Here is a 19,027-nt window from a genome sequence, read left to right as displayed (position 1 = left end):
CCGCACGCCAACAACCAGAACCCGAAGCACCCAACATTGAAGCCGAGCTTGCCGCACTCAAGCGCTTGTTTCTCAACGATCACATTCGGGCTGATGAATATGAGCAGCGCAAATCAGCGTTGTTGGCCCAAGCACAAGCACCACGCCAAAAGCCAGCTGCATCCTTTAATATGGAGCAAGCCTTAGATCTGTTGGAATCAATTAGTTGGACATTTAAGCAGAAGGGAGCCTTAGCCGAGAAGCGCGTAGCCTTACAATCACTCATTGCAGCCGTTTGGGGCACAAAAAAAGGGATTGTCGCCTACCAGCCACGAGAACCATTTCTAGAACTCGTAGCAAGTTTGCAACAATCCCGCTTGGTGAGCCGGGTGGGGATCGAACCCACGACCAGCGGATTAAAAGTCCGATGCTCTACCACTGAGCTACCGGCCCAACGCGTGAGAGTATAGCACAGCCTGAATAAAATTGCAAATGACAAGGTTCACAAACTTTTTTCAGGCAATTTTAGCAATGCGGCGCTACGAATAAAGTAGCGCCGCATTTGGTTTATTGATGACGGGAAAGGGATTCGATGGTTGCTCCAACGCGGGATAGCACGTCGTGGTCGGGGCTGCCCCATTCGCTAAAGCCAACTTCGTCGGCTGAAACATTCAGGGCTTGCGCTGCAATAAAATCGGCCAAATAGGGCGCAATCCGACCTTCACGAACGCCTTCATCCAAAGTAGAGATCAACTCAACAGTACCCATTGTTCCTCCTTATACTGGTTGTTTTTTGCCGTCATCAACCTTCTCGCTCAGACTTAGATCAACTCGATCGCCAAGGCCACGGCTTCGCCACCACCTAAACAAAGGGTCGCAAGGCCACGCTTGCCGCCACGCTCTTGTAAGGCATAGACCAAGGTCGTCAAAACCCGAGCACCGCTTGCACCAATTGGGTGACCCAAGGCAACCGCACCACCATTGACGTTCAAGCGCTCCCAATCAATATTGAGATCTTGGCCGTTGGCCACGGCTTGAGCGGCAAAGGCCTCATTAAATTCATACAAATCATAATCGGCCAAGCTAGTGTTGGTTACTTCAAGCAAACGCCGCACAGCAAATGCTGGCGCAGTGAAGATTTCCAAGGGTTTTACGCCTGCTTGGGCATAGCCAAGGATGCGCGCTAATGGCTTAGCACCCAATTCTTGAGCTTTAGCCATACTTGCCACCACCAAGGCCGAAGCGCCATCAGTAATCCCAGGCGCATTGCCAGCGGTCACAGTGCCATCAGCTTTGAAGGCTGGCTTGAGTTTGGCCAAGGCTTCAACGGTGCTATCAGCGCGCACTGGCTCGTCGGTATCAAAAATCGTTGTGCCTTTGCGGCTCTTCAGCTCCACTGGCACAATTTCGTTTTTGAACGAGCCACGGGCAATTGCAGCGGCAGCTTTGCGATGCGAATTGTAGGCAAATTCATCTTGCATCTCGCGGCTCACGCCACAAGCATCAGCCACCCATTCTGCTGAGTTGCCCATGTGATGATGCTCAATTGCACACCACAAGCCATCGTGCACAACTGAATCTTGAATTTCGCCATTGCCAAGCCGATAGCCAAAGCGCGCTTGGGGCAGCAAATAGGGCGCTCGCGACATGTTTTCCATGCCCCCAGCCACAATCAACTCAGCATCGCCAGCTTTAATCATGCTCGCTGCAAGCATCACGGCCTTCAAGCCAGAACCACAAACTTTATTGATCGTCAGGGCGCTGACACTATCGGGCACACCAGCACCCAAGGCAGCTTGGCGCGCTGGAGCTTGGCCAAGCCCGGCCCCAACGACATTACCCATAATCACTTCATCAACAACATCACCATTGATCCCGGCTCGCTCCAATGCGGCCTTAATTGCGATCGCACCGAGTTGAGGCGCAGTTAAATCAGCCAGACTCCCGCCAAACTTGCCAATTGGCGTGCGGGCAGCACTCAACAACACCGCTTCGCGCTCGTTGCTCATGGGGCCATACTCCTTGTTTTGAACTAGCTAAAAGCCAGCAGCGCCTTTGCCACTGGCTTATCTATTCAAGCTTTCAGCGTTATCTTACCATAAAGCGCAGACGCAATCTAGGTAAATTTTTATTCATCCAAACCAACGCACCAACGCTCAACCACGTCGCGGCAACGCCGCCCAATCCGCGCACGCAAATTGAATAAGGCGCCAGCTGCCAAGCCCTCGGTTTCAGCCAAGGCCGAAATATTGGGTTGCTCAAACAAGAGTTCATGCCAAAGCCGTTGCGCCACTGCATACAATGGATCATCGTGCATGCGCACCACCACATGTGAAATTTCACGTTTTAGTTGGCGCACTGCAACCAGATCATCAACTGCTGGATCGGGCGCAACTAACATATCTTCCAGCAAAAAATCTTGATTCTGCTGCGCCTGGCTTAAATAGTAGACCTGTTGGGCCGCAGCAGAGGCTTGTTGGCGCTTAAAGCCAGCGCCACCACGCTTTAATGCGTTGGTCGAGCGGCGCCATTGCAATACGGCGCGCCATGTCACCTGATAAATATAGGTGCTCAAACGCGCTTCAAAGCGAAATTGGCTCAGTTTTTGGGTTAGATCAGCATAGGCACAGAGATCAGGCGAACGTTCATCAAGATACAACGCATCGACCTCAAAAACATGGATTTGCTTCAAACAATGATTAATCTGTTGATAGAGCTGATCGAGGGCTTCCTCATGCTGTGGATGTTGCGGATCAAGCGCACGCTGAACTGTTGGGTAATCATGCCAAAGATTGATCGTGATTTCGCTCAGTTTCGTCTGTTTATTTCCAGCGCTTTGTTGGCTATAATCTGCAACTAATTCGGCTAAATCAGTCTGTTCTTCAGCGGTTAAATTCCAGCCTTGAGCCACGGCAACTGCTGCCACCAACTCCACATACCAAGCGTGCGTTTCCATTCTGGCCTCCACCATTGAATAGCTGGTCATTCTCCATTGACACAGCTACACCTTAGCGAAGGCCATGCGACAGCGATGCGACATTTTTTGGGCCAAATCGTTGTCGCAGGAAATAAAAAAACAGCGCCAACCGCAATGGTTAGCGCTGTTTCTGTGATCATCAATTCAATTTAGAAGCCGTATTCGCGCCAGCGTTTGGTCACCCGATCAACAATCGCTTTCGTCATGCGAATATCTTGCGGCCATTCGCGCGGGAAGCGATCAATATCTTGGCGCTTGCGCGTTGCATCAATCCCCATCTTGTGGCCATAGGCAAAGTGGTCGGCTGAGTGATCAAGCGCATCAAGCGGCCCTTCAACAATCACCGTATCGCGCTGCGGATCGACATTCGAGGTGACATGGAATAAAACTTGGTTCATATCCTGCACATCAATATCATCATCGACCACGATAATAAATTTGGTCAACGACATTAGCATCAAGCCCCAAAGTCCATACATCACTTTGCGCACCTGACCAGGGTATTTTTTCTTGATGCTCACCACCAGCAGATTATGGAACGTGCCTTCTGCTGGCATATTGACATCAATCACCTCGGGCACGACCAATTGCATCAATGGCAAGAACAAGCGTTCGGTCGCCTTGCCCAACCAATAATCCTCTTGTGGCGGATAGCCAACAATCGTGGTGGGATAAATCGCATCTTTGCGCATGGTGATTGCGGTCAAATGCATCACAGGATATTGATCAGCCAACGAATAGTAGCCAGTGTGATCGCCGAATGGCCCTTCAAGCCGGCTTTCGCTGGGGTCAACATAGCCTTCAAGAATAATTTCGGCGTTGGCTGGCACTTCGAGATCGATAGTTTTACACTTGACCATCTCAACTCGTTCGCGGCGCAACCAACCAGCCAACATAATTTCGTCGATGCCTGGCGGCAAGGGCGCAGAACCTGAGTAGATCGTGGCATAATCACCGCCGATCGCGACCGCAACTGGCAATTTCACCCCACCTTTGCGCAGCGCTTCACGTTGATGTTCAGTGCCGCCTTTGTGAATTTGCCAGTGCATACCGACAGTTTTTTCGTCGTACACTTGCACCCGATACATGCCCACATTACGAATCCCTTTGACCGGATCGCGGGAGATCACAGTGGTCAAGGTCACATAGCGGCCACCATCATCGGGCCAGCATTTAAGAATTGGCAACTTATTCAAATCAATTTGATCGCCAGTCCAAACAATATCTTGGCAAGGAGCGCTGGCGACCGTTTTAGGCCGATAGCGCACAATTTCGGAAAGCTCGCTGACCTTTTTGAGCTTATCGAAAACGCCATCGGGCACTTCGGGCTTGACGACGCTGGCCAAGCGGGCGCGCAAATCGTCGAGCTTTTCTAAGCCCAAGGCCCAAGCCATACGTTGCTCCGTGCCAACCCCATTAATCAAGACCGGCAAATCCGAGCCAATCACATTTTCAAATAATAATGCGACATTACCTTGCCCTTGCTTCATTTTCGAAACACGGTCGGTAATTTCAGTAATTTCAAGGTCTGAAGAAACTGGCGTTTTGATCCGTTTTAATTCGCCGCGTTTCTCCAAGAACGCGATCCATTCGCGTAAATCGGCGAAAGTTGCAGGTATTTTTGCAGCCACAATAACGCTCCATTGCAGATGATTTGGTCAATCTTTGTGCATTGTATCACGATTTATCGTCGATCAGCAGGCAGAACAGCAGCAAGAACCACACAGCAACTGGCAAACTATTTGGTCATAAAGCAATCAAGAGCGCCTATGGTATAGTAGCGATCAGGCATTTATGAGCGCTGATTCATGGAGCCTTGGCGCGGAACCAGCTTGTAGATAAACTGAGGGATTATGAAACCAGTACTGCCTTCTCAATCAATCCACACCGCCATCCCCTATCTCATTCTTGGATTAATCCTGTTAATCCAAGGGGTGGCGATTTATTTCTTGAACGCTGGAAAATTCCTCTACATTCTTGACGATCCCTATATTCATCTGAGTTTAGCCCGCAATATTGCCCATGGCCATTATGGGATTAATGTGGTTGAGCCATCAGCGCCATCATCCAGTATTCTCTGGCCCTTTATCCTCGCCATCTTTGCCCGATTGCCATTGTTTGAATATGTTCCGTTATTACTTAACTTAATTCTTGGTTTTTTAGCGCTGTTCTTTATTCAAAAAACGATTAAATTAATCTTTCAAGATCAAATAAGTCAATTTAAGCATTTATCGATCATAACTGGCTTTATTATTATTGCGAATCTTGTACCATTAATCTTCTCTGGAATGGAGCATGTACTTCAAGTAGTAATAACGATGATTATTACGTATAATCTTTTAGAACTTCAGATTAATCAGAAACTCAATAAACTATTAATCGTTGCGCTTATATTGAATCCCTTTGTACGTTATGAAACCTTGGCACTTTCGGTTCCAGTTCTCCTGTTTCTGTATCTAAAAGGCTATCGTAGACTTGCAGGGATTGGATTAGTTGGCACACTATTGCCTTTAGCAGGATTCTCGTATTTTCTGCATAGCCTTGGGTTGGGCTATCTCCCAACATCAGTCATCATTAAATCATCGCTTTTTTCCAATAAAAGTTCAATCGAAGTGTTGATGACAACGTTGCTATTTTCAATGGAAGCATTAACCTGGTTTTATTTACTTGGAATGTTAATCTTGATTGGGCTAAAAGTACGCAACAACATAAGCCGGCAACTGAGCTTAATTACAGCGACCGCGATTGGCTTGCAATTGATTTTTGGCACAACTTTAGGTGCGTTTTATCGCTATGAAACGTATATGATTGTTTTTTCAACCCTTATCTGTCTCTATTTATATCGAGAGAGCGTTCCAGCTGCATTCATTACTCCAATCAAAACCACAATTACCATCCTCGTCATTTTAGTTATGTTAACTGTATCTGATTATGTTTACAATTTGATCTACATTCCAGTGATGTCAAATAATATTTATAGCCAACAATATCAAATGGCGCGCTTTACCAATACATACTATCGGGGCAGGGTTGGCGTTAACGATATTGGGCTTGTTTCCTACCTCAACAACGACTACACCTTAGATCTTTTTGGTTTATCCAACATCGATGTCATCGATTATCGTAAACATCAAACCCCAAACTGGATGGAACAAATAGCGAGTAGCTATAACGTTGATTTGATTATGATTTATGCTGAGTGGTTTCCAACTTTTATCCCAGATCAATGGACAAAACTAGGCGATTTACACTTAAGTACCCAACTTTCGGCAGCGGCCCATCGCGATGTCGCATTTTACGTGCGCAATCCAGCTAATGCCGAGGCTATAGGTCAATTGCTTGAGCAATTTAGCCAAAGCTTACCCAAGGGAAGCGAATTTCGCTTTGCACAAGAATAGCTACAAAAGCTTGAGAGCAAACCAGAAAAGTACGATTCCCGACGATCGATTGGCTCTGATGAATCGCAAATTAGTCACTTCGCTTTCTGGTCGCAAAGCTAGGATTTTTGGCCTTATAATGGTTTAGGCTGGCGCTACTAACCTAGCGAGCAGGAGCTAATGGGCGCTGATTCACCATTATCGCGGAACCAGTTTAGTTTATAGATAGACTGAGGGACTATGAAACGACTCCTAAATTTCCAATCAATCCACAGTGCCATCCCATATCTGATTCTCGGATTCATCCTGGTGATCCAAGGGGTGGTGATGTATAGCTTGAACGCAGGGAAATTCATGTATACCCTTGATGATCCCTATATTCACCTAGCACTAGCACGCAACATTTATGCAGGCCATTATGGATTGCAGCTAATCGAGCCATCAGCGCCATCCTCCAGTATTCTCTGGCCATTTATTTTAGCGCTATTTGCACCTTTAGCCTTTTTTGAATATATTCCATTAATACTTAATATCCTTTTTGGCTTTGGCATATTATTTTTCATCTCTAAATCGATTCGATTGATATTTCAAGATACTATTAGTACAACCAAGAAGGCAGTCATTATTTCAATATTTATTATTATTTCTTCATTAACTCCATTGATATGGTCAGGAATGGAACACATCCTTCAAATATTATTAACCTCGATTCTTATTTATAACGTTTTGGAGTTAGAAATCAATAATAAGCTTAACAAATCGATAATCATTACGATTATGTTAAGCTCATTAATACGGTACGAAAATTTGGCAATTTCTGTTCCATTGTTGATCTATCTTTATTTTAAAGGCTATCGTTTATTATCATTGCTTGGATTAATCCTAACGCTTGCGCCATTAGCAGCATTCTCATATTTTCTCCATAGGATTGGTTTAAGCTATCTACCCACATCAGTGATTATTAAAACATCATTCTTTTCAAGTAAAAGTTCTTTTGAAGTTCTATTAATTAATATATCGTTCGCAATGCAAGAAGCTACATGGTATTATTTATTAGGATTATTAATTTTAATTGGAATCAAATTGCGCCAAAAATCCAATTTCTATCTTAAACTCACTATAATGACATCTATCGTATTACAGTTAATCTTTGGTACAACCTTAGGCTCATTTCATCGCTACGAAACATTTATGTTTATCTATGCAACAGTTGTATTTATTTATTTATACAGAAACACTATTCAAGTAGCAATTAGCAATACCAGAAATATTTTAGCAACAATTTTATTATTATTAACAGTTCTCATTTTCTCAAAATATATTTATAATATGGTACATGCTCCAGCAATGTCCAACAGTATTTATAGTCAACAATATCAAATGGCTCTCTTTGCAAGTAAATATTATAATGCTAACGTTGGAGTTAATGACATTGGGCTTGTTTCATATTTCAACCCGCATTATACATTAGATTTATTCGGTCTATCGAATATTGATGTCATTGATTATCGCAGAACGAATTCACCTAATTGGATGGAAACAATAGCAAGTCAATATGATGTTAATTTAATTATGATTTACGATAGTTGGTTTAAAACATACCTACCGAGCGACTGGACGCAAATTGGCAAGCTTCATTTAGAATCTCGCTATGCTTCAGTCGAGGAGCCAGATGTTTCCTTCTATGTTCGTGACCCGAATACGAGTGCCCAAGTGCGCCAATTGCTTGAGCAATTTAGCCAAACCTTACCCAAGGGCACTGAATTTCGCTTTGCACAAGAATAGGTGGCGCGACTGGTATAATCTGATGTTCAATTCAATCCGTGGAGCACATTATGAGTGAATTACGTGGCTTTTCGCTAAGCCAAGAAGAATTATTTGTTTGTTTGATTGTGGCCGATTTGCCCTTGCCACTGGGCTTTGATGATTTAGCCAACCACGTTTTTGGCGATCTACCTGAGCAATATCAAAACTATGTGCTCGGAACTGCCGAACGCAGCCTGATTGCTCATGGCTTGTTGGAATTAACCGAAGACCAGCCAGTTTTAGAGCCAATGGTGGCCGAATGGTTGAGCATTATCAGCCAACCAAGCCAAACGTGGGTGATTTTGCATCAGCCTGCTGGCCAAAAACAACAGGCAAATTATATTCATCATGCCAACAATCAGTATCTTTTTCACCGTGGCCAAGGTGGCATTCACCAAGTGATCGCCCTGCCTCAAGCCCGCGAGATTGTGCAAGCAGCGCTGGATATTATTGAGCCGCTTGAGCTTGAGCTTGGCGAAACGCTCGAGGGAACCCTAAGCGAAACGGTCTTTCGCAGCATCGCAAGCACCCGCACCATCAAACGTGCAGAGGTGGTTACGCAACTAAGAACTGGCGGTTTAGCGCCAAACGTCGCCGAGGCATTTGGCCAAACATTCGAGCAATTGCGCTCAATCAGCGCCTTGGCGCTCTTGAAAAACAAGCCAGAAAGTAGCGTCCAACAAGCCTTTACGCTGGTCTGTGGCGAACAACAACAATGGTTGCTTGTGCCCGAAGCGGAGGGCCAGCTGTATGTGCGCAATCTCGATCTCACGGCGCTCGTGCAAGTACTGCACAATTTTGCTCATCCTCAATAAGCCACAAAAATGCCCCTTGAGATCAATCAAGGGGCATGTTGTTTTTTAGCGGGTCAGCGTCCACAAACCTTCGCCAGTCCGCAAGTTTGCCATCCTCAAACCATCGCCAGTTTGAATCAAAAGCGCATTGCCACTGCGGGTTAACGTCGGCAATTGGCCAATAAACATCTCTTGTTGGAACGACCAACCAACGGTACCATCGGCGCGTTTGAGCAACTGCACTCGCGCTAAATCGTCAATTTCTTGGTCGAGCCAGCCAAAAATAATGCCCTCGCCTGGCACAATGACCCCTTGAATTGGGTTGTTGCCACTCCAATCACTCGCCGTGCCAAGATCATCAAGCCGCCACAACAATTCAGCGGTTTTGGCATTGATTGCCACCATGCTGACTGTATTCGTGCCGCGCTGTTTGACCGCAGCAAGATACAAAACCTCTCCATCGAAGCCGATTGGATGCAGTGCATAATCACTCAAACTATAGGTCACAACTTGATGCTCAGGCGTAATAATCGCAACCTGTTCACCAGCACCAAATGCCAACATATCGGCACTGCTCGCCAAGCTGCGGTCGCTGCTCCTAAAACTATCAGCAAAATCATCAGCTAGCTCGACACTCCAGCGCTGTTGTTGATCAAGCCCAATTGCCGCGAGCTGCGCCGGATCGCTATCGCTGCGCAGGCGCAAAATGCCAGTGTTATTCTGCGGATCAGCCATCCACTCGATCCGCTCTGTCCAATCTTGATTTAATTGAATTGCTTGGCGTTGCTCGCCAGTTTGCAGCGCAAAGCAGATGATAAATTCCAAGCCTGATTCAGCATCGCGCTCGGTGCCACATAATTCATCGCCAAATTTGGTCAAGGCACGAGCATAGCGATCAGCCAAGGTTTTTTGCCAACGCTGCGTTCCAGTTGCTACTTCAAAGGCGGTCAAAATATTATCGTAGGTCTGAACCACAATTAAATCGCCGCTAATAAAGAGCATTGGTGGGTAAAGTTGAATCCGATCCGATAGGCGTGTTTGCCAAGCAAGCGTGCCATCTTTGGCATTAAACAGCCGCAAATCACGCTCTTTTACCACCGCAATATATGCTTCAAGCGCCACCAAATCATAGGATTCGCTGCCAAGCTCTGTTTGCCACAGCGCCTTGCCATCAGCGCCATCGAGCAAGGCCATTGAATAGATACTCTTGCTAGTAACTTGCACTAGGACTTCGTTGCGTTCATCGCCATTACGATCATAGGCCAATTGGGTTGAACGATAGAGCACTGAGCCAGTGATGGTTGCTTGTTGGCCCTCTGTAGGCTCACGAATGCCAATCGCTGTTCCTTGAACGGTTCGAAGTGGAGCCTTTGCTAAATCAAACGATTGATTCGCCAAGAAATAAACCCCGCCACCAATCGCTGCAAGCAAAATCAATAACACGAGGATTATGGGCAAACACGAAGAACGTTCTTGGCGATAGGGCGCCATATTACTATTCCATTGTTGCGACATTTGAGGCTCCTTCGGCACACAAGCATTCAACAGAGATAAGAGCGTTGCGAGTACGCCGCCAATTCAAACGCCGTTACAGCTTAACTGGCTGGCTCACATGCTGCTGCAACCAATCAATTACTGCATCTTTATTGCGTTCGCGATTGGCTAAACGCTCCCAATAGGTGAAAAAATGGTCACGGAATGAATGGGCAATCGTGCGATCATGAATAATGATATTGACGTTTTCGCGCCCATCTTCGGTATCAGTAACCTGCCATGATTCTAAAATTAAGGTTTGACGACCTTCAACTTTCCAGGCGACTGGAAAATAGGCAGGGTCAATCGCATCAACAATCGCCAGCTGATAATTTGGATATACCTGCAAGAGCCAAATCACATGGCGCAACCATGCCAAAGCCTCGGCCAAGGTCAATTGGCTTTGCGGTTGATCGCGCAGCCAATCATCGGCAGGCAGCTCGCCGTCGCTCAATAAACGCAAAATTGCTGTTTTTGTAACAACATGACGCGCCTCGTGTTGGCGATCTTGCAAAAATTGCTCAAATAAATGCACTCGCTGACGATGATGATCCAATAATTGTTGACACCACAGCTCCAGATGGGTTTGTTCTTGCAACGACCGTACCAAGGGTGCTTGCAAAATCCGTTGAATACAGGCACTGCGAATCGCAATTGGCATCGATTGAAAACTAAGCCCTTCTTTTAACAACAATTGGGCGCCATCCTCGGCCTCGAATTGCAACGCCAAGGCCTTAAAATCCAATGATCGCTCTGGATACACCTCCAACAATGGTTGGGTTTGCGAACGCATCATGGTGGCAAATTGGCTCATTAATTGATAATGCGGGCTATCAGGCGCAAAGAAAAAGCCACTATCCACATGTTTGGATTGGCGGCTGCCAAACAGCCACAATGCTCCTTGGCCAGGCACAATAATCACATCGGCAGGCGCACCAGGCAAAACATGATTGGGAAAAAGATAGGGCTGATATTTGCCCCGATAGCCCAGCATCGAAAGCATGCGCGCGATCAATTCAAAACGATGTTGATTTTCAATTCGCAAGCGCCAAAGATGCACCACATTCCAGCCAGCATGCAGTGCTTGGCGCAAAGCAGATCGCCAAGGGATCGCCAATTCAGGAAAAACCGTTAAAGGATCGTGCTCGCTTTGAAAGGTCACGACGATTTCGGCTCCTGGCCAAGGGCTTTGTTTGGCGGCAGCAGTGACCATGGCGATGGCCTGCAAGAGAATCGATTGCACGCCCTCGAGCACCGCGCCTTTATTGGCGACAGGCAGCAAACTGGGGTCGATTTTTGGTGGCTCAGGCATCAAGCCTGCTTGGGCAGTGGTAAGCACTTGGCTAATAGCTTGTTCGGCGCTTGCAGCCAAACTCCCCTCATCAACCCCCAAGGCTCGCTCGTAAGCGTGTAAAAAGGCAGTCGTTGGCTTAGAAACCCCAGTTTCGACCGCAGAAATATAGCCTTTAGTATAGCCAACCAGCCCGGCCATCTCGGTTAGTGAAATCCCACGTTCTTCACGGAGTAGACGAAGGTACGACGTACCTTGCTTGGATTTGCGTCCCACAGGCAGTACCTCAGTAAACCACACCTGGATGAGCTGTCCAGCGGGTTCACAATTGATAGGTTGATGATTGGCAACGACGATGTTGAGGTGTGCGCCTTCGCGCTTCTCCGGCTGTCTTATTGCTTGAGCCACGTCATGAAAAGGCCGTAATCATCAAACAATCTAACAAACAATCTAGTTGATTCAAACAATTTCGTCAATTATAGTAGCGTATATGTATGTGTTAAGAAGTTTTTACTTTTGAGCAAGCAGGGTTTCTATAACCTAGCTTTGGCGCAATAACACAAACATCGTTTGGTCTGTGGATAAGGAGCTATCATGGAACGATCTGGACGCTGGACAATTCGTCGGGTACGGGCTGCGGTCATTACAACGGTGTTGAGCACATCAGTATTGTTGGGCGGCTATGCTGCCTCAGCCAAAGACAGCAAAAAAGTCGAAGTCTATCCGCTCCCCGTCGTTGACCAAAAGCAACCTGATTCCGAAAAATTGCCTCCACCAGATAAGATTGTTGGTGGCTCAGCAGCTACCGCTGGTGAATTCCCTTGGCAAGCCCGGGTCTCGCGCAATAACAGCCTACATTGTGGTGGTTCGTTGATTGCACCACAATGGGTTTTGACTGCTGCCCACTGTGTTCAAGGCTTTTCGGTCTCATCGTTGAGCGTCGTGATGGGCGACCACAACTGGACGAGCAACGAAGGCACCGAACAAAGCCGCACAATTGCCCAAGCGATTGTTCACCCAAGCTACAACGCATCGACCTACGATAACGACATTGCCTTGTTGAAACTCAGCAGCGCCGTGACCCTCAACAGCAGAGTTGCAGTAATTCCTTTCGCAACCACTGTCGATAATGCTTTGTACAACGCTGGGGTTGTGTCAACCGTTACCGGTTGGGGTGCATTGAGCCAAGGTGGTTCATCACCAAGCGTCTTGTACAAAGTGCAAGTACCAGTTGTTTCAACCGCAACCTGTAATGCTTCAAACGCCTACAACGGCCAAATCACTGGCAACATGGTCTGTGCTGGCTACGCAGCTGGCGGCAAAGACTCATGCCAAGGCGATAGCGGCGGGCCATTCGTTGCCCAAAGCAGCGGCACTTGGAAATTGACCGGGATCGTCAGCTGGGGCGATGGTTGTGCTCAGCCAAATAAATATGGCGTGTACACCAAAGTTGCCAACTACACCAGCTGGATCAACGGCTATGTTGGCAGTGTAACCCCAACCAGCACGCCAATTCCTGGCACGCCAGTCCCAACCAGCACACCAATTCCTGGCACGCCAGTTCCAGGCGGCAGCTTGCAAAATGGTGGCTTCGAAACCAGCGCTAACTGGGTTCAAGCACCAAGCGGCATCATCGCAACCAATCGCCCACGCACTGGCTCATACAGCGCTTGGCTTGGTGGCTACAACAACGGCAACGATAGCATTTATCAAACCGTAACCGTGCCAGCCAACGGCGTACTTAGCTACTACTGGTATATGAGCACCCAAGAAAGTGGCAGCACTGTTTACGACCGCTTGTATGTTCGCCTCTACAGCAACAGTGGCAGCTTGATCACTACCTTGCGCACGTGGAGCAATGCAAGCACTAAGAACGCTTGGAGCTTTGATAGCGTGAGCTTGGCAGCCTACGCTGGTCAAAGCGTGCGCGTCCAATTCGTGGGCACGACCGACAGCAGTTTGGTAACGTCGTTCTTCGTGGACGATGTAAACCTGCAATAAGCCCAACGATTGACCATAGTTCCATCGCAGGCCCCAGTCTACATCAGTAGATTGGGGCTTTTGTTATTGTTGATTGTTTGTTATGCTTAAGCTGATGAGCATATGCTTGTTGGTTGCGTAGCGACCAAGCAATTGCCTTTTTGGCTTATCACTTTGGAACGCCAGGTTCGAATCCTGACCCGTTACACGCTTATCCATCTATTGTACATGCAATTGGCTCTGCAAGGCTACGGGCTTTCCGTCAATTGCGCGATTTGGGTAAGCGTGTAACATCGTTTTGCAAGCGAGAGAGTATGGAAACAGTTGTAATTGGATTCCTCAGCCTAATCATGATCACGATCGTTGTAGCCCGTTTATTTCCTCTTACCACCATTTATGAGTATGAACGAGGCTTGCTCTATAAAAATGGCAAGTTTCAGGCGCTGCTTGAACCAGGCAGCCATCGCTTCATGCGGAGTAGCCATCATATTACAAAGCTCGATGTGCGGCCAAGCTTGCTTAATTTAAGTGGCCAAGAAATGTTCAGCGCCGATTTGATTAGCGTAAAGTTCAATCTGGTCGCTAATCTGCATATCAATCAGCCTGAGCGTTGGATTCATAGCCATGCGAGTGCCCAAACCGTGATCTATCACGAGTTGCAGGTTGCCCTACGTGAGGCAATTGCAGGTTATACGCTCGATCAACTTTTAGCTGATCGTAGTGGCATCGCACCCCAAATTCTTGCGCTAGTACAACCAAAAGCCAACGAACTTGGCGCAAGCATTAGCGCTGTTCAAATCAAAGATTTTAGCTTGCCAGCCGAGTTGAAACGCGCCGCCTTGCAGCATGCCAAAGTTCAACGGGAAACAGCCGCTGCCCTTGAGCAAGCCCGTGGCGAGCAAGCAGTGCTACGCAGTTTGGCCAATGCCTCGCGCATGCTCGATCACAATCCAGCGCTGATGAATTTGCGGGTCTTGCAAGCGCTCGATAGCAACAAGAGCAATACGATTGTGCTACATGTGCATCAATCAAACAATGATCAAACAATTGATAGTGCATTTAGCCAACCTGAAGTGTAGGAAAGATCGATGCGTGGTTTAACCCTTGGTAAATTCGCCCCGTTGCACAAAGGCCATCAATTGATGATTGAAACTGCGCTCAGCGAAGTGGCTGAGCTGCAGATCATCATTTACGATAGCCCAGAACAAACCAACGTACCCTTATCGGTCCGCAGCGCTTGGCTGCGCAAGCTTTATCCTCAGGCCCACGTGATTGAGGCCTGGCATGGCCCAACTGCAATCGGCAACACTCCTGAGATTCAGCAACTCCACGAAGATTATGTCATCAAGCAGCTTGGGATCAGCAATATCAGCCATTTTTATTCGAGCGAATTTTATGGTGTGCATATGAGTCAAGCGCTTGGAGCGATTAATCGTCAAGTTGATGCAACGCGCAGCCAAGTGCCAATTTCAGCCACAAAAATTCGCAGCGATCCCTATCGCTACCGCGAGTTTTTACACCCGCTGGTCTATCGCGATTTGATAATGAAGGTCGTGCTACTTGGGGCACCATCGACTGGCAAAACCACGCTTACTGCGGCCTTAGCCGAGCGCTTCAATACCCAATGGATGCCAGAATATGGCCGCGAATATTGGGAGCAACATCAGAGCAATCGGCGGCTCACCCCACAACAATTGGTCGAAATTGCCGAGGGTCATTTGGTTCGCGAAGAACAGCGCTTACTAGAAAGCAACCAGTATCTATTTGTTGATACCAATGCCTTAACCACCTATCATTTTGGCCTGAGCTACCATGGCATGGTCGAGCCACGCTTGGCCCAATTGGCCGACCAAGCCCAACAGCGCTACGATTTGGTCTTGGTGTGCGATACCGATATTCCCTACGACGACACATGGGATCGATCGGGCGAAGTCCACCGTACAATCTTCCAAAAACAACTGCTGGCCGAGTTGCATCAACGTCGCCAACCCTATTATTTAATTCAGGGTACGCTTGAACAACGCATCACCCAAGTGCAAAGCTTAGTACAACGCCACCAACTGTTTCAGAATCTCTTAGCCAACCCAAGTTGAGGTGTTTATGGATCTTGCCAGCTTCTTCGATATAAACACGATTGCCTTCACGCTGTTTGACTACCCAATGAGCTACCTCGAATTGGTGGGCACGATTTTCAATTTGTGGTCGGTTTGGCTGGTTGGGCGCGGGAAGGTCAGCAATTGGCCCATTGGCTTAATTGGCGTCGTGCTGTTTTTCGTGCTGTTTTACCAAATTCAGCTCTATGCAGATACGTTTGAGCAAGTCTATTATTTTTTCACTGGGATTTACGGCTGGTGGCACTGGTCGCGGCCAGCAGATCAGGCGGCAATAAAACCGCGTTATAGCTCACGCAACTATAATTTGCTCGCGCTGGGAATTACCGTGTTTGGCACATTAGTATTGGCATGGATCATCGGCAATATTGATCAATGGCTGCCGCAATATTTCCCTGTGCCAGCCAGTTATGTGCTGATTGATTCATTGACAACGGTCATGAGTTTCACCGCCACGATTTTGATGGCTCAACGTAGGATCGAATGTTGGTATTACTGGATTACGGTTGATGTGATTGCAATTTGGCTGTATGCAGTCAAGGGCACGCTGTTAGTTGCGCTGCTGTACGCCATCTTTTTGGTCTTGGCGAGCAATGGTTGGCGTTTATGGCGCAAAACAGCTTAAACGAAAAGAGCACCCAAGGGTGCTCTTTGTTAGTGGCGACTCCGGGGCGAGTCGAACGCCCGACCTTTTCCTCCGCAGGGAAACGCTCTATCCACTGAGCTACGGAGTCGCATTAGGGTTTGCAGGCCTGTTTAGCGTATACACCCTGCATTAAATAAAAAAAGCACATTTGCGTGCTACCATGTTGGTGGCGGGAAGGGTGGGATTCGAACCCACGAAGGTTTTTACACCTTGCCGCATTTCGAGGGCGGTACATTCAACCGGACTCTGCCACCTTCCCTAGTGGGGTTTTGATTGTAAAAAGAAGTGGCGACTCCGGGGCGAGTCGAACGCCCGACCTTTTCCTCCGCAGGGAAACGCTCTATCCACTGAGCTACGGAGTCGCATTCGTTTTGTATTGCGTTTCAGCAACGTTTGAGAGTATAGCACAGCTCTTTCTATTTTGCAAGTTTAGCGCTTGCCTACGAGCAAACCCTAGCTTGTGCAGGTTGCAGGGTTTGCTCGTAGGCATTTTTAATGATGAGCTTCTACTAGTTCAAAGGCGTGAGCACAACGGTATTATTAAACAGCGCATTGCCCTCGTGCATCGCCAAGCCAAAATAGCCCCCTGAATACGATGCAGTGAGGGGATGATTGATACAAGCCTGGCCATCAAGCAAAATCGTAATCTGATCAGCATCTTTATAGCTGACGTTAAGCTTGTAGACCACATCTTTATAAATTGGCAGCTTACAACGAGCCAAGGGAGCATTAGAATACCTCGGCGATCCACCCTTCCCATCAGGATACTCAAATAAGCTCAGCTCACCACCATTATTGGTACTCATATAGGCAATCAGCGATCGATTGCTAGCATTATAGCGGTGAAACATGACCAACCCAGCTGTTGCTTGTTCAAGGGCTGGGTCGGCAACCAACATGATGTCACTTTCAAACATAAACTCATTAGGGGTTTCAGTGTTGGATAGGTAGAACCCAATGGCCGAGACCAACAAACCACGTTTGATTTTCTGGGCTGTTAGGGCATTCACTGGCCACAAAAGATCACTAACCTGCCATGGTTCGGCCAAATTGGTGGCAAAGTTCTCTATCAATTGCGGCTGGGTCAATTGGATATTTTGTAAACTTGCGGTTGAACGATAGACATTCAAGCCAACAAAACCCTCGATATAAGTGCTATCCATCGTATAGTCAATTAGCATCTGCCCATTGAGCAGCACCTTAAGATATGGGCCAATAAATTCGATCTGGAGGGTGTAGGGAAGATCGGGCAGAATTGAGGTTTTGACAATTTTGATTGGTTGATAGGGAAATTTGAATAATTTAAGCTCGCCGCCATTTTCGGTCGAAATACCAACCGCATAACTGCCATTGGTTGGCGCAATTTTATCTTTCACCCGAAAGAGCAAGGCAGCAGTCGCTGGCTGGTCATCAAAGCGAATATCAGCACTCAATTGGCCATTGGCGGTTTTGCTATCGCTGATATAAAAACTATCGTCCTGACCACTGCCGCGTAGGCTATCGCCAGCCTCAAGCCACGAATCGCTCAGTGGTAGTTTGACCCAAGGCGCTGGGAGATTGGTGTTAAGCGCGCTGGCAGCAAGCGGCGATCCTTGATTATGCAGATACATATGATCAAAATGCGCGACTTCGTTGCTGACCATTACTCCTGCATAGCCAACAATGTTCGGCTCGGGATCAGCCACATCAATCAGTAAACGATCATCAACCCAAACCTTGATCCGTGGGTCGGGTGCTGGCGATACAGCAACTTTAAGCTGGTACAGCCGCTCTGTGCTCACCTCAAATGGCACAAACTGAATCACCGTATTCGCTGGATCATATTTGAAGAGCTTAACCCCTGACTGATTATCTGGCCCTTTGGTGGTCAAGGCAACGCCATACCCAGTCGCTCGTTCAGGAATAGCCAATGCAGGAACCCGAAACATCAAGCCAGCCGCATGTTCATTGGTATCTTTATCCATCTTATCTTGCATCACCAACTTGGTTTCAAGTGTAAAAAGCGGCTCATGGGTGCGCTCAGCCAGGTAAAAACCCGTATAGAGTTCGTCGGTGATGGGATCAGAAAACAGCTCGATGCCCATTTTATGAAGATTTTCATACAATTGACCTTTGACTAATTGCCATTGATCAATATTTGTATCAGCTACATTAAGTGGATCAGGACATGCTTTTTCGTAATTATAGCCTTGATAATCAAACAGCAGTATAGACCCCACAGGCCCTGAACTAGGAACCCTAATTTGATTGATCGGGCGGGATTCAATTTCATTATCGGGAGCAATAATTTTCGTTCTATAACCACGACCATAGAGGATCTCTTCGCAACGATGTTGGCTAAAATCAAGCGGCTTGCCCGTAGGAACGTCAGTTGCTTCATCGGCGTTTTGATTTCTAAACCCAACATATAAGGCCCCAACAATCACGATCAGTCCCACGGCAATCACGAGTACAGAACGCATACTCTTCATCATAGTCTCTCCATGATCAATGAGCCATCTACGCCCATATCAAGAGGCTCATCCGTTTAATG

The 19,027-nt window shown here is 47.3% G+C and carries 14 protein-coding genes and 4 tRNA genes; 7 read left to right on the top strand and 11 right to left on the bottom strand.

Annotation, left to right across the window (positions count from 1 at the left end; all coding sequences use genetic code 11):
- Positions 1-357: 357 nt before the first annotated feature.
- From SE18_RS14775 to SE18_RS14755, 5 genes are all read right to left on the bottom strand, one after another.
- Positions 358-432, bottom strand: a tRNA-Lys gene (locus SE18_RS14775).
- 114 nt (positions 433-546) lie between these two features.
- Positions 547-747, bottom strand: a complete 201-nt coding sequence (locus tag SE18_RS14770) for a hypothetical protein (protein WP_054535228.1) — start codon at positions 745-747, stop codon at positions 547-549.
- 53 nt (positions 748-800) lie between these two features.
- Positions 801-1,988: a thiolase family protein gene (locus tag SE18_RS14765; RefSeq protein WP_054535227.1), complete on the bottom strand. Its 1,188-nt coding sequence runs from the start codon at positions 1,986-1,988 to the stop codon at positions 801-803.
- A gap of 119 nt (positions 1,989-2,107) precedes the next feature.
- The gene (locus SE18_RS14760) at positions 2,108-2,935 is read right to left on the bottom strand and encodes a hypothetical protein (protein ID WP_054535226.1); all 828 of its coding nucleotides are present in this window, start codon (positions 2,933-2,935) and stop codon (positions 2,108-2,110) included.
- 170 nt (positions 2,936-3,105) lie between these two features.
- Entirely contained in the window at positions 3,106-4,587 is a 1,482-nt protein-coding gene (locus tag SE18_RS14755) for a menaquinone biosynthesis decarboxylase (protein ID WP_083469919.1), read from the bottom strand.
- A gap of 222 nt (positions 4,588-4,809) precedes the next feature.
- Here SE18_RS14755 and SE18_RS14750 point away from each other — a divergent pair, with 222 nt between their 5' ends.
- From SE18_RS14750 to SE18_RS14740, 3 genes are all read left to right on the top strand, one after another.
- Positions 4,810-6,354, top strand: coding sequence for a hypothetical protein (locus tag SE18_RS14750; protein ID WP_054535225.1), 1,545 nt, complete (start codon positions 4,810-4,812; stop codon positions 6,352-6,354).
- A gap of 219 nt (positions 6,355-6,573) precedes the next feature.
- On the top strand, positions 6,574-8,118 hold the full coding sequence (locus SE18_RS14745) for a hypothetical protein (protein ID WP_152976662.1): 1,545 nt from the start codon (positions 6,574-6,576) through the stop codon (positions 8,116-8,118).
- 50 nt (positions 8,119-8,168) lie between these two features.
- Positions 8,169-8,954 (top strand): hypothetical protein, encoded by a 786-nt coding sequence (locus SE18_RS14740; RefSeq protein ID WP_054535223.1) that lies wholly within the window; start codon positions 8,169-8,171, stop codon positions 8,952-8,954.
- A 45-nt stretch (positions 8,955-8,999) separates the two neighbouring features.
- Here the strand turns inward: SE18_RS14740 and SE18_RS14735 are convergent, their stop codons facing one another.
- Positions 9,000-10,448, bottom strand: a complete 1,449-nt coding sequence (locus tag SE18_RS14735) for an outer membrane protein assembly factor BamB family protein (RefSeq protein ID WP_054535222.1) — start codon at positions 10,446-10,448, stop codon at positions 9,000-9,002.
- Between the two features lie 73 nt (positions 10,449-10,521).
- A complete protein-coding gene (locus SE18_RS14730; RefSeq protein ID WP_152976661.1) occupies positions 10,522-12,033 on the bottom strand; it encodes a helix-turn-helix domain-containing protein in 1,512 nt (503 codons plus the stop codon).
- 318 nt (positions 12,034-12,351) lie between these two features.
- On the opposite strand from SE18_RS14730, the gene SE18_RS14725 reads away from it, so the two are divergent.
- From SE18_RS14725 to pnuC, 4 genes are all read left to right on the top strand, one after another.
- Positions 12,352-13,758 (top strand): DUF1986 domain-containing protein, encoded by a 1,407-nt coding sequence (locus SE18_RS14725; RefSeq protein WP_054535220.1) that lies wholly within the window; start codon positions 12,352-12,354, stop codon positions 13,756-13,758.
- Between the two features lie 293 nt (positions 13,759-14,051).
- Positions 14,052-14,816 carry a slipin family protein gene (locus tag SE18_RS14720; RefSeq protein ID WP_083469918.1) on the top strand — a complete coding sequence of 255 codons (765 nt, stop codon included), beginning with the start codon at positions 14,052-14,054 and terminating at the stop codon, positions 14,814-14,816.
- A gap of 9 nt (positions 14,817-14,825) precedes the next feature.
- Positions 14,826-15,830: an AAA family ATPase gene (locus SE18_RS14715; RefSeq protein WP_054535218.1), complete on the top strand. Its 1,005-nt coding sequence runs from the start codon at positions 14,826-14,828 to the stop codon at positions 15,828-15,830.
- Positions 15,831-15,837: 7 nt separating this feature from the next.
- On the top strand, positions 15,838-16,473 hold the full coding sequence (gene pnuC, locus SE18_RS14710) for a nicotinamide riboside transporter PnuC (RefSeq protein WP_054535217.1): 636 nt from the start codon (positions 15,838-15,840) through the stop codon (positions 16,471-16,473).
- A gap of 33 nt (positions 16,474-16,506) precedes the next feature.
- Here pnuC and SE18_RS14705 read toward each other — a convergent pair.
- The 4 genes from SE18_RS14705 to SE18_RS14690 form a co-directional block, all read right to left on the bottom strand.
- Positions 16,507-16,582 (bottom strand) — tRNA-Arg (locus tag SE18_RS14705).
- A gap of 79 nt (positions 16,583-16,661) precedes the next feature.
- A tRNA-Ser gene (locus SE18_RS14700) sits at positions 16,662-16,753 on the bottom strand.
- A gap of 27 nt (positions 16,754-16,780) precedes the next feature.
- Positions 16,781-16,856, bottom strand: a tRNA-Arg gene (locus tag SE18_RS14695).
- A 147-nt stretch (positions 16,857-17,003) separates the two neighbouring features.
- Positions 17,004-18,968, bottom strand: a complete 1,965-nt coding sequence (locus SE18_RS14690) for a LamG domain-containing protein (RefSeq protein WP_152976660.1) — start codon at positions 18,966-18,968, stop codon at positions 17,004-17,006.
- Positions 18,969-19,027 lie beyond the last annotated feature (59 nt).

Source organism: Herpetosiphon geysericola, assembly GCF_001306135.1.
Classification (GTDB): domain Bacteria; phylum Chloroflexota; class Chloroflexia; order Chloroflexales; family Herpetosiphonaceae; genus Herpetosiphon; species Herpetosiphon geysericola.
The sequence above is the reverse complement of the archived record's forward strand: the minus strand, read 5'-3'. Positions and strand labels throughout refer to the sequence as shown.

Excerpts from the sequence above, each read along its gene's own strand:
- SE18_RS14770 (WP_054535228.1), bottom strand. The coding sequence starts at position 747 with ATGGGTACTGTTGAGTTGATCTCTACTTTGGATGAAGGCGTTCGTGAA.
- SE18_RS14765 (WP_054535227.1), bottom strand. The coding sequence starts at position 1,988 with ATGAGCAACGAGCGCGAAGCGGTGTTGTTGAGTGCTGCCCGCACGCCA.
- SE18_RS14760 (WP_054535226.1), bottom strand. The coding sequence starts at position 2,935 with ATGGAAACGCACGCTTGGTATGTGGAGTTGGTGGCAGCAGTTGCCGTG.
- SE18_RS14750 (WP_054535225.1), top strand. The coding sequence starts at position 4,810 with ATGAAACCAGTACTGCCTTCTCAATCAATCCACACCGCCATCCCCTAT.
- SE18_RS14745 (WP_152976662.1), top strand. The coding sequence starts at position 6,574 with ATGAAACGACTCCTAAATTTCCAATCAATCCACAGTGCCATCCCATAT.
- SE18_RS14740 (WP_054535223.1), top strand. The coding sequence starts at position 8,169 with ATGAGTGAATTACGTGGCTTTTCGCTAAGCCAAGAAGAATTATTTGTT.
- SE18_RS14735 (WP_054535222.1), bottom strand. The coding sequence starts at position 10,448 with ATGTCGCAACAATGGAATAGTAATATGGCGCCCTATCGCCAAGAACGT.
- SE18_RS14725 (WP_054535220.1), top strand. The coding sequence starts at position 12,352 with ATGGAACGATCTGGACGCTGGACAATTCGTCGGGTACGGGCTGCGGTC.
- SE18_RS14720 (WP_083469918.1), top strand. The coding sequence starts at position 14,052 with ATGGAAACAGTTGTAATTGGATTCCTCAGCCTAATCATGATCACGATC.
- SE18_RS14715 (WP_054535218.1), top strand. The coding sequence starts at position 14,826 with ATGCGTGGTTTAACCCTTGGTAAATTCGCCCCGTTGCACAAAGGCCAT.
- pnuC (WP_054535217.1), top strand. The coding sequence starts at position 15,838 with ATGGATCTTGCCAGCTTCTTCGATATAAACACGATTGCCTTCACGCTG.
- SE18_RS14690 (WP_152976660.1), bottom strand. The coding sequence starts at position 18,968 with ATGATGAAGAGTATGCGTTCTGTACTCGTGATTGCCGTGGGACTGATC.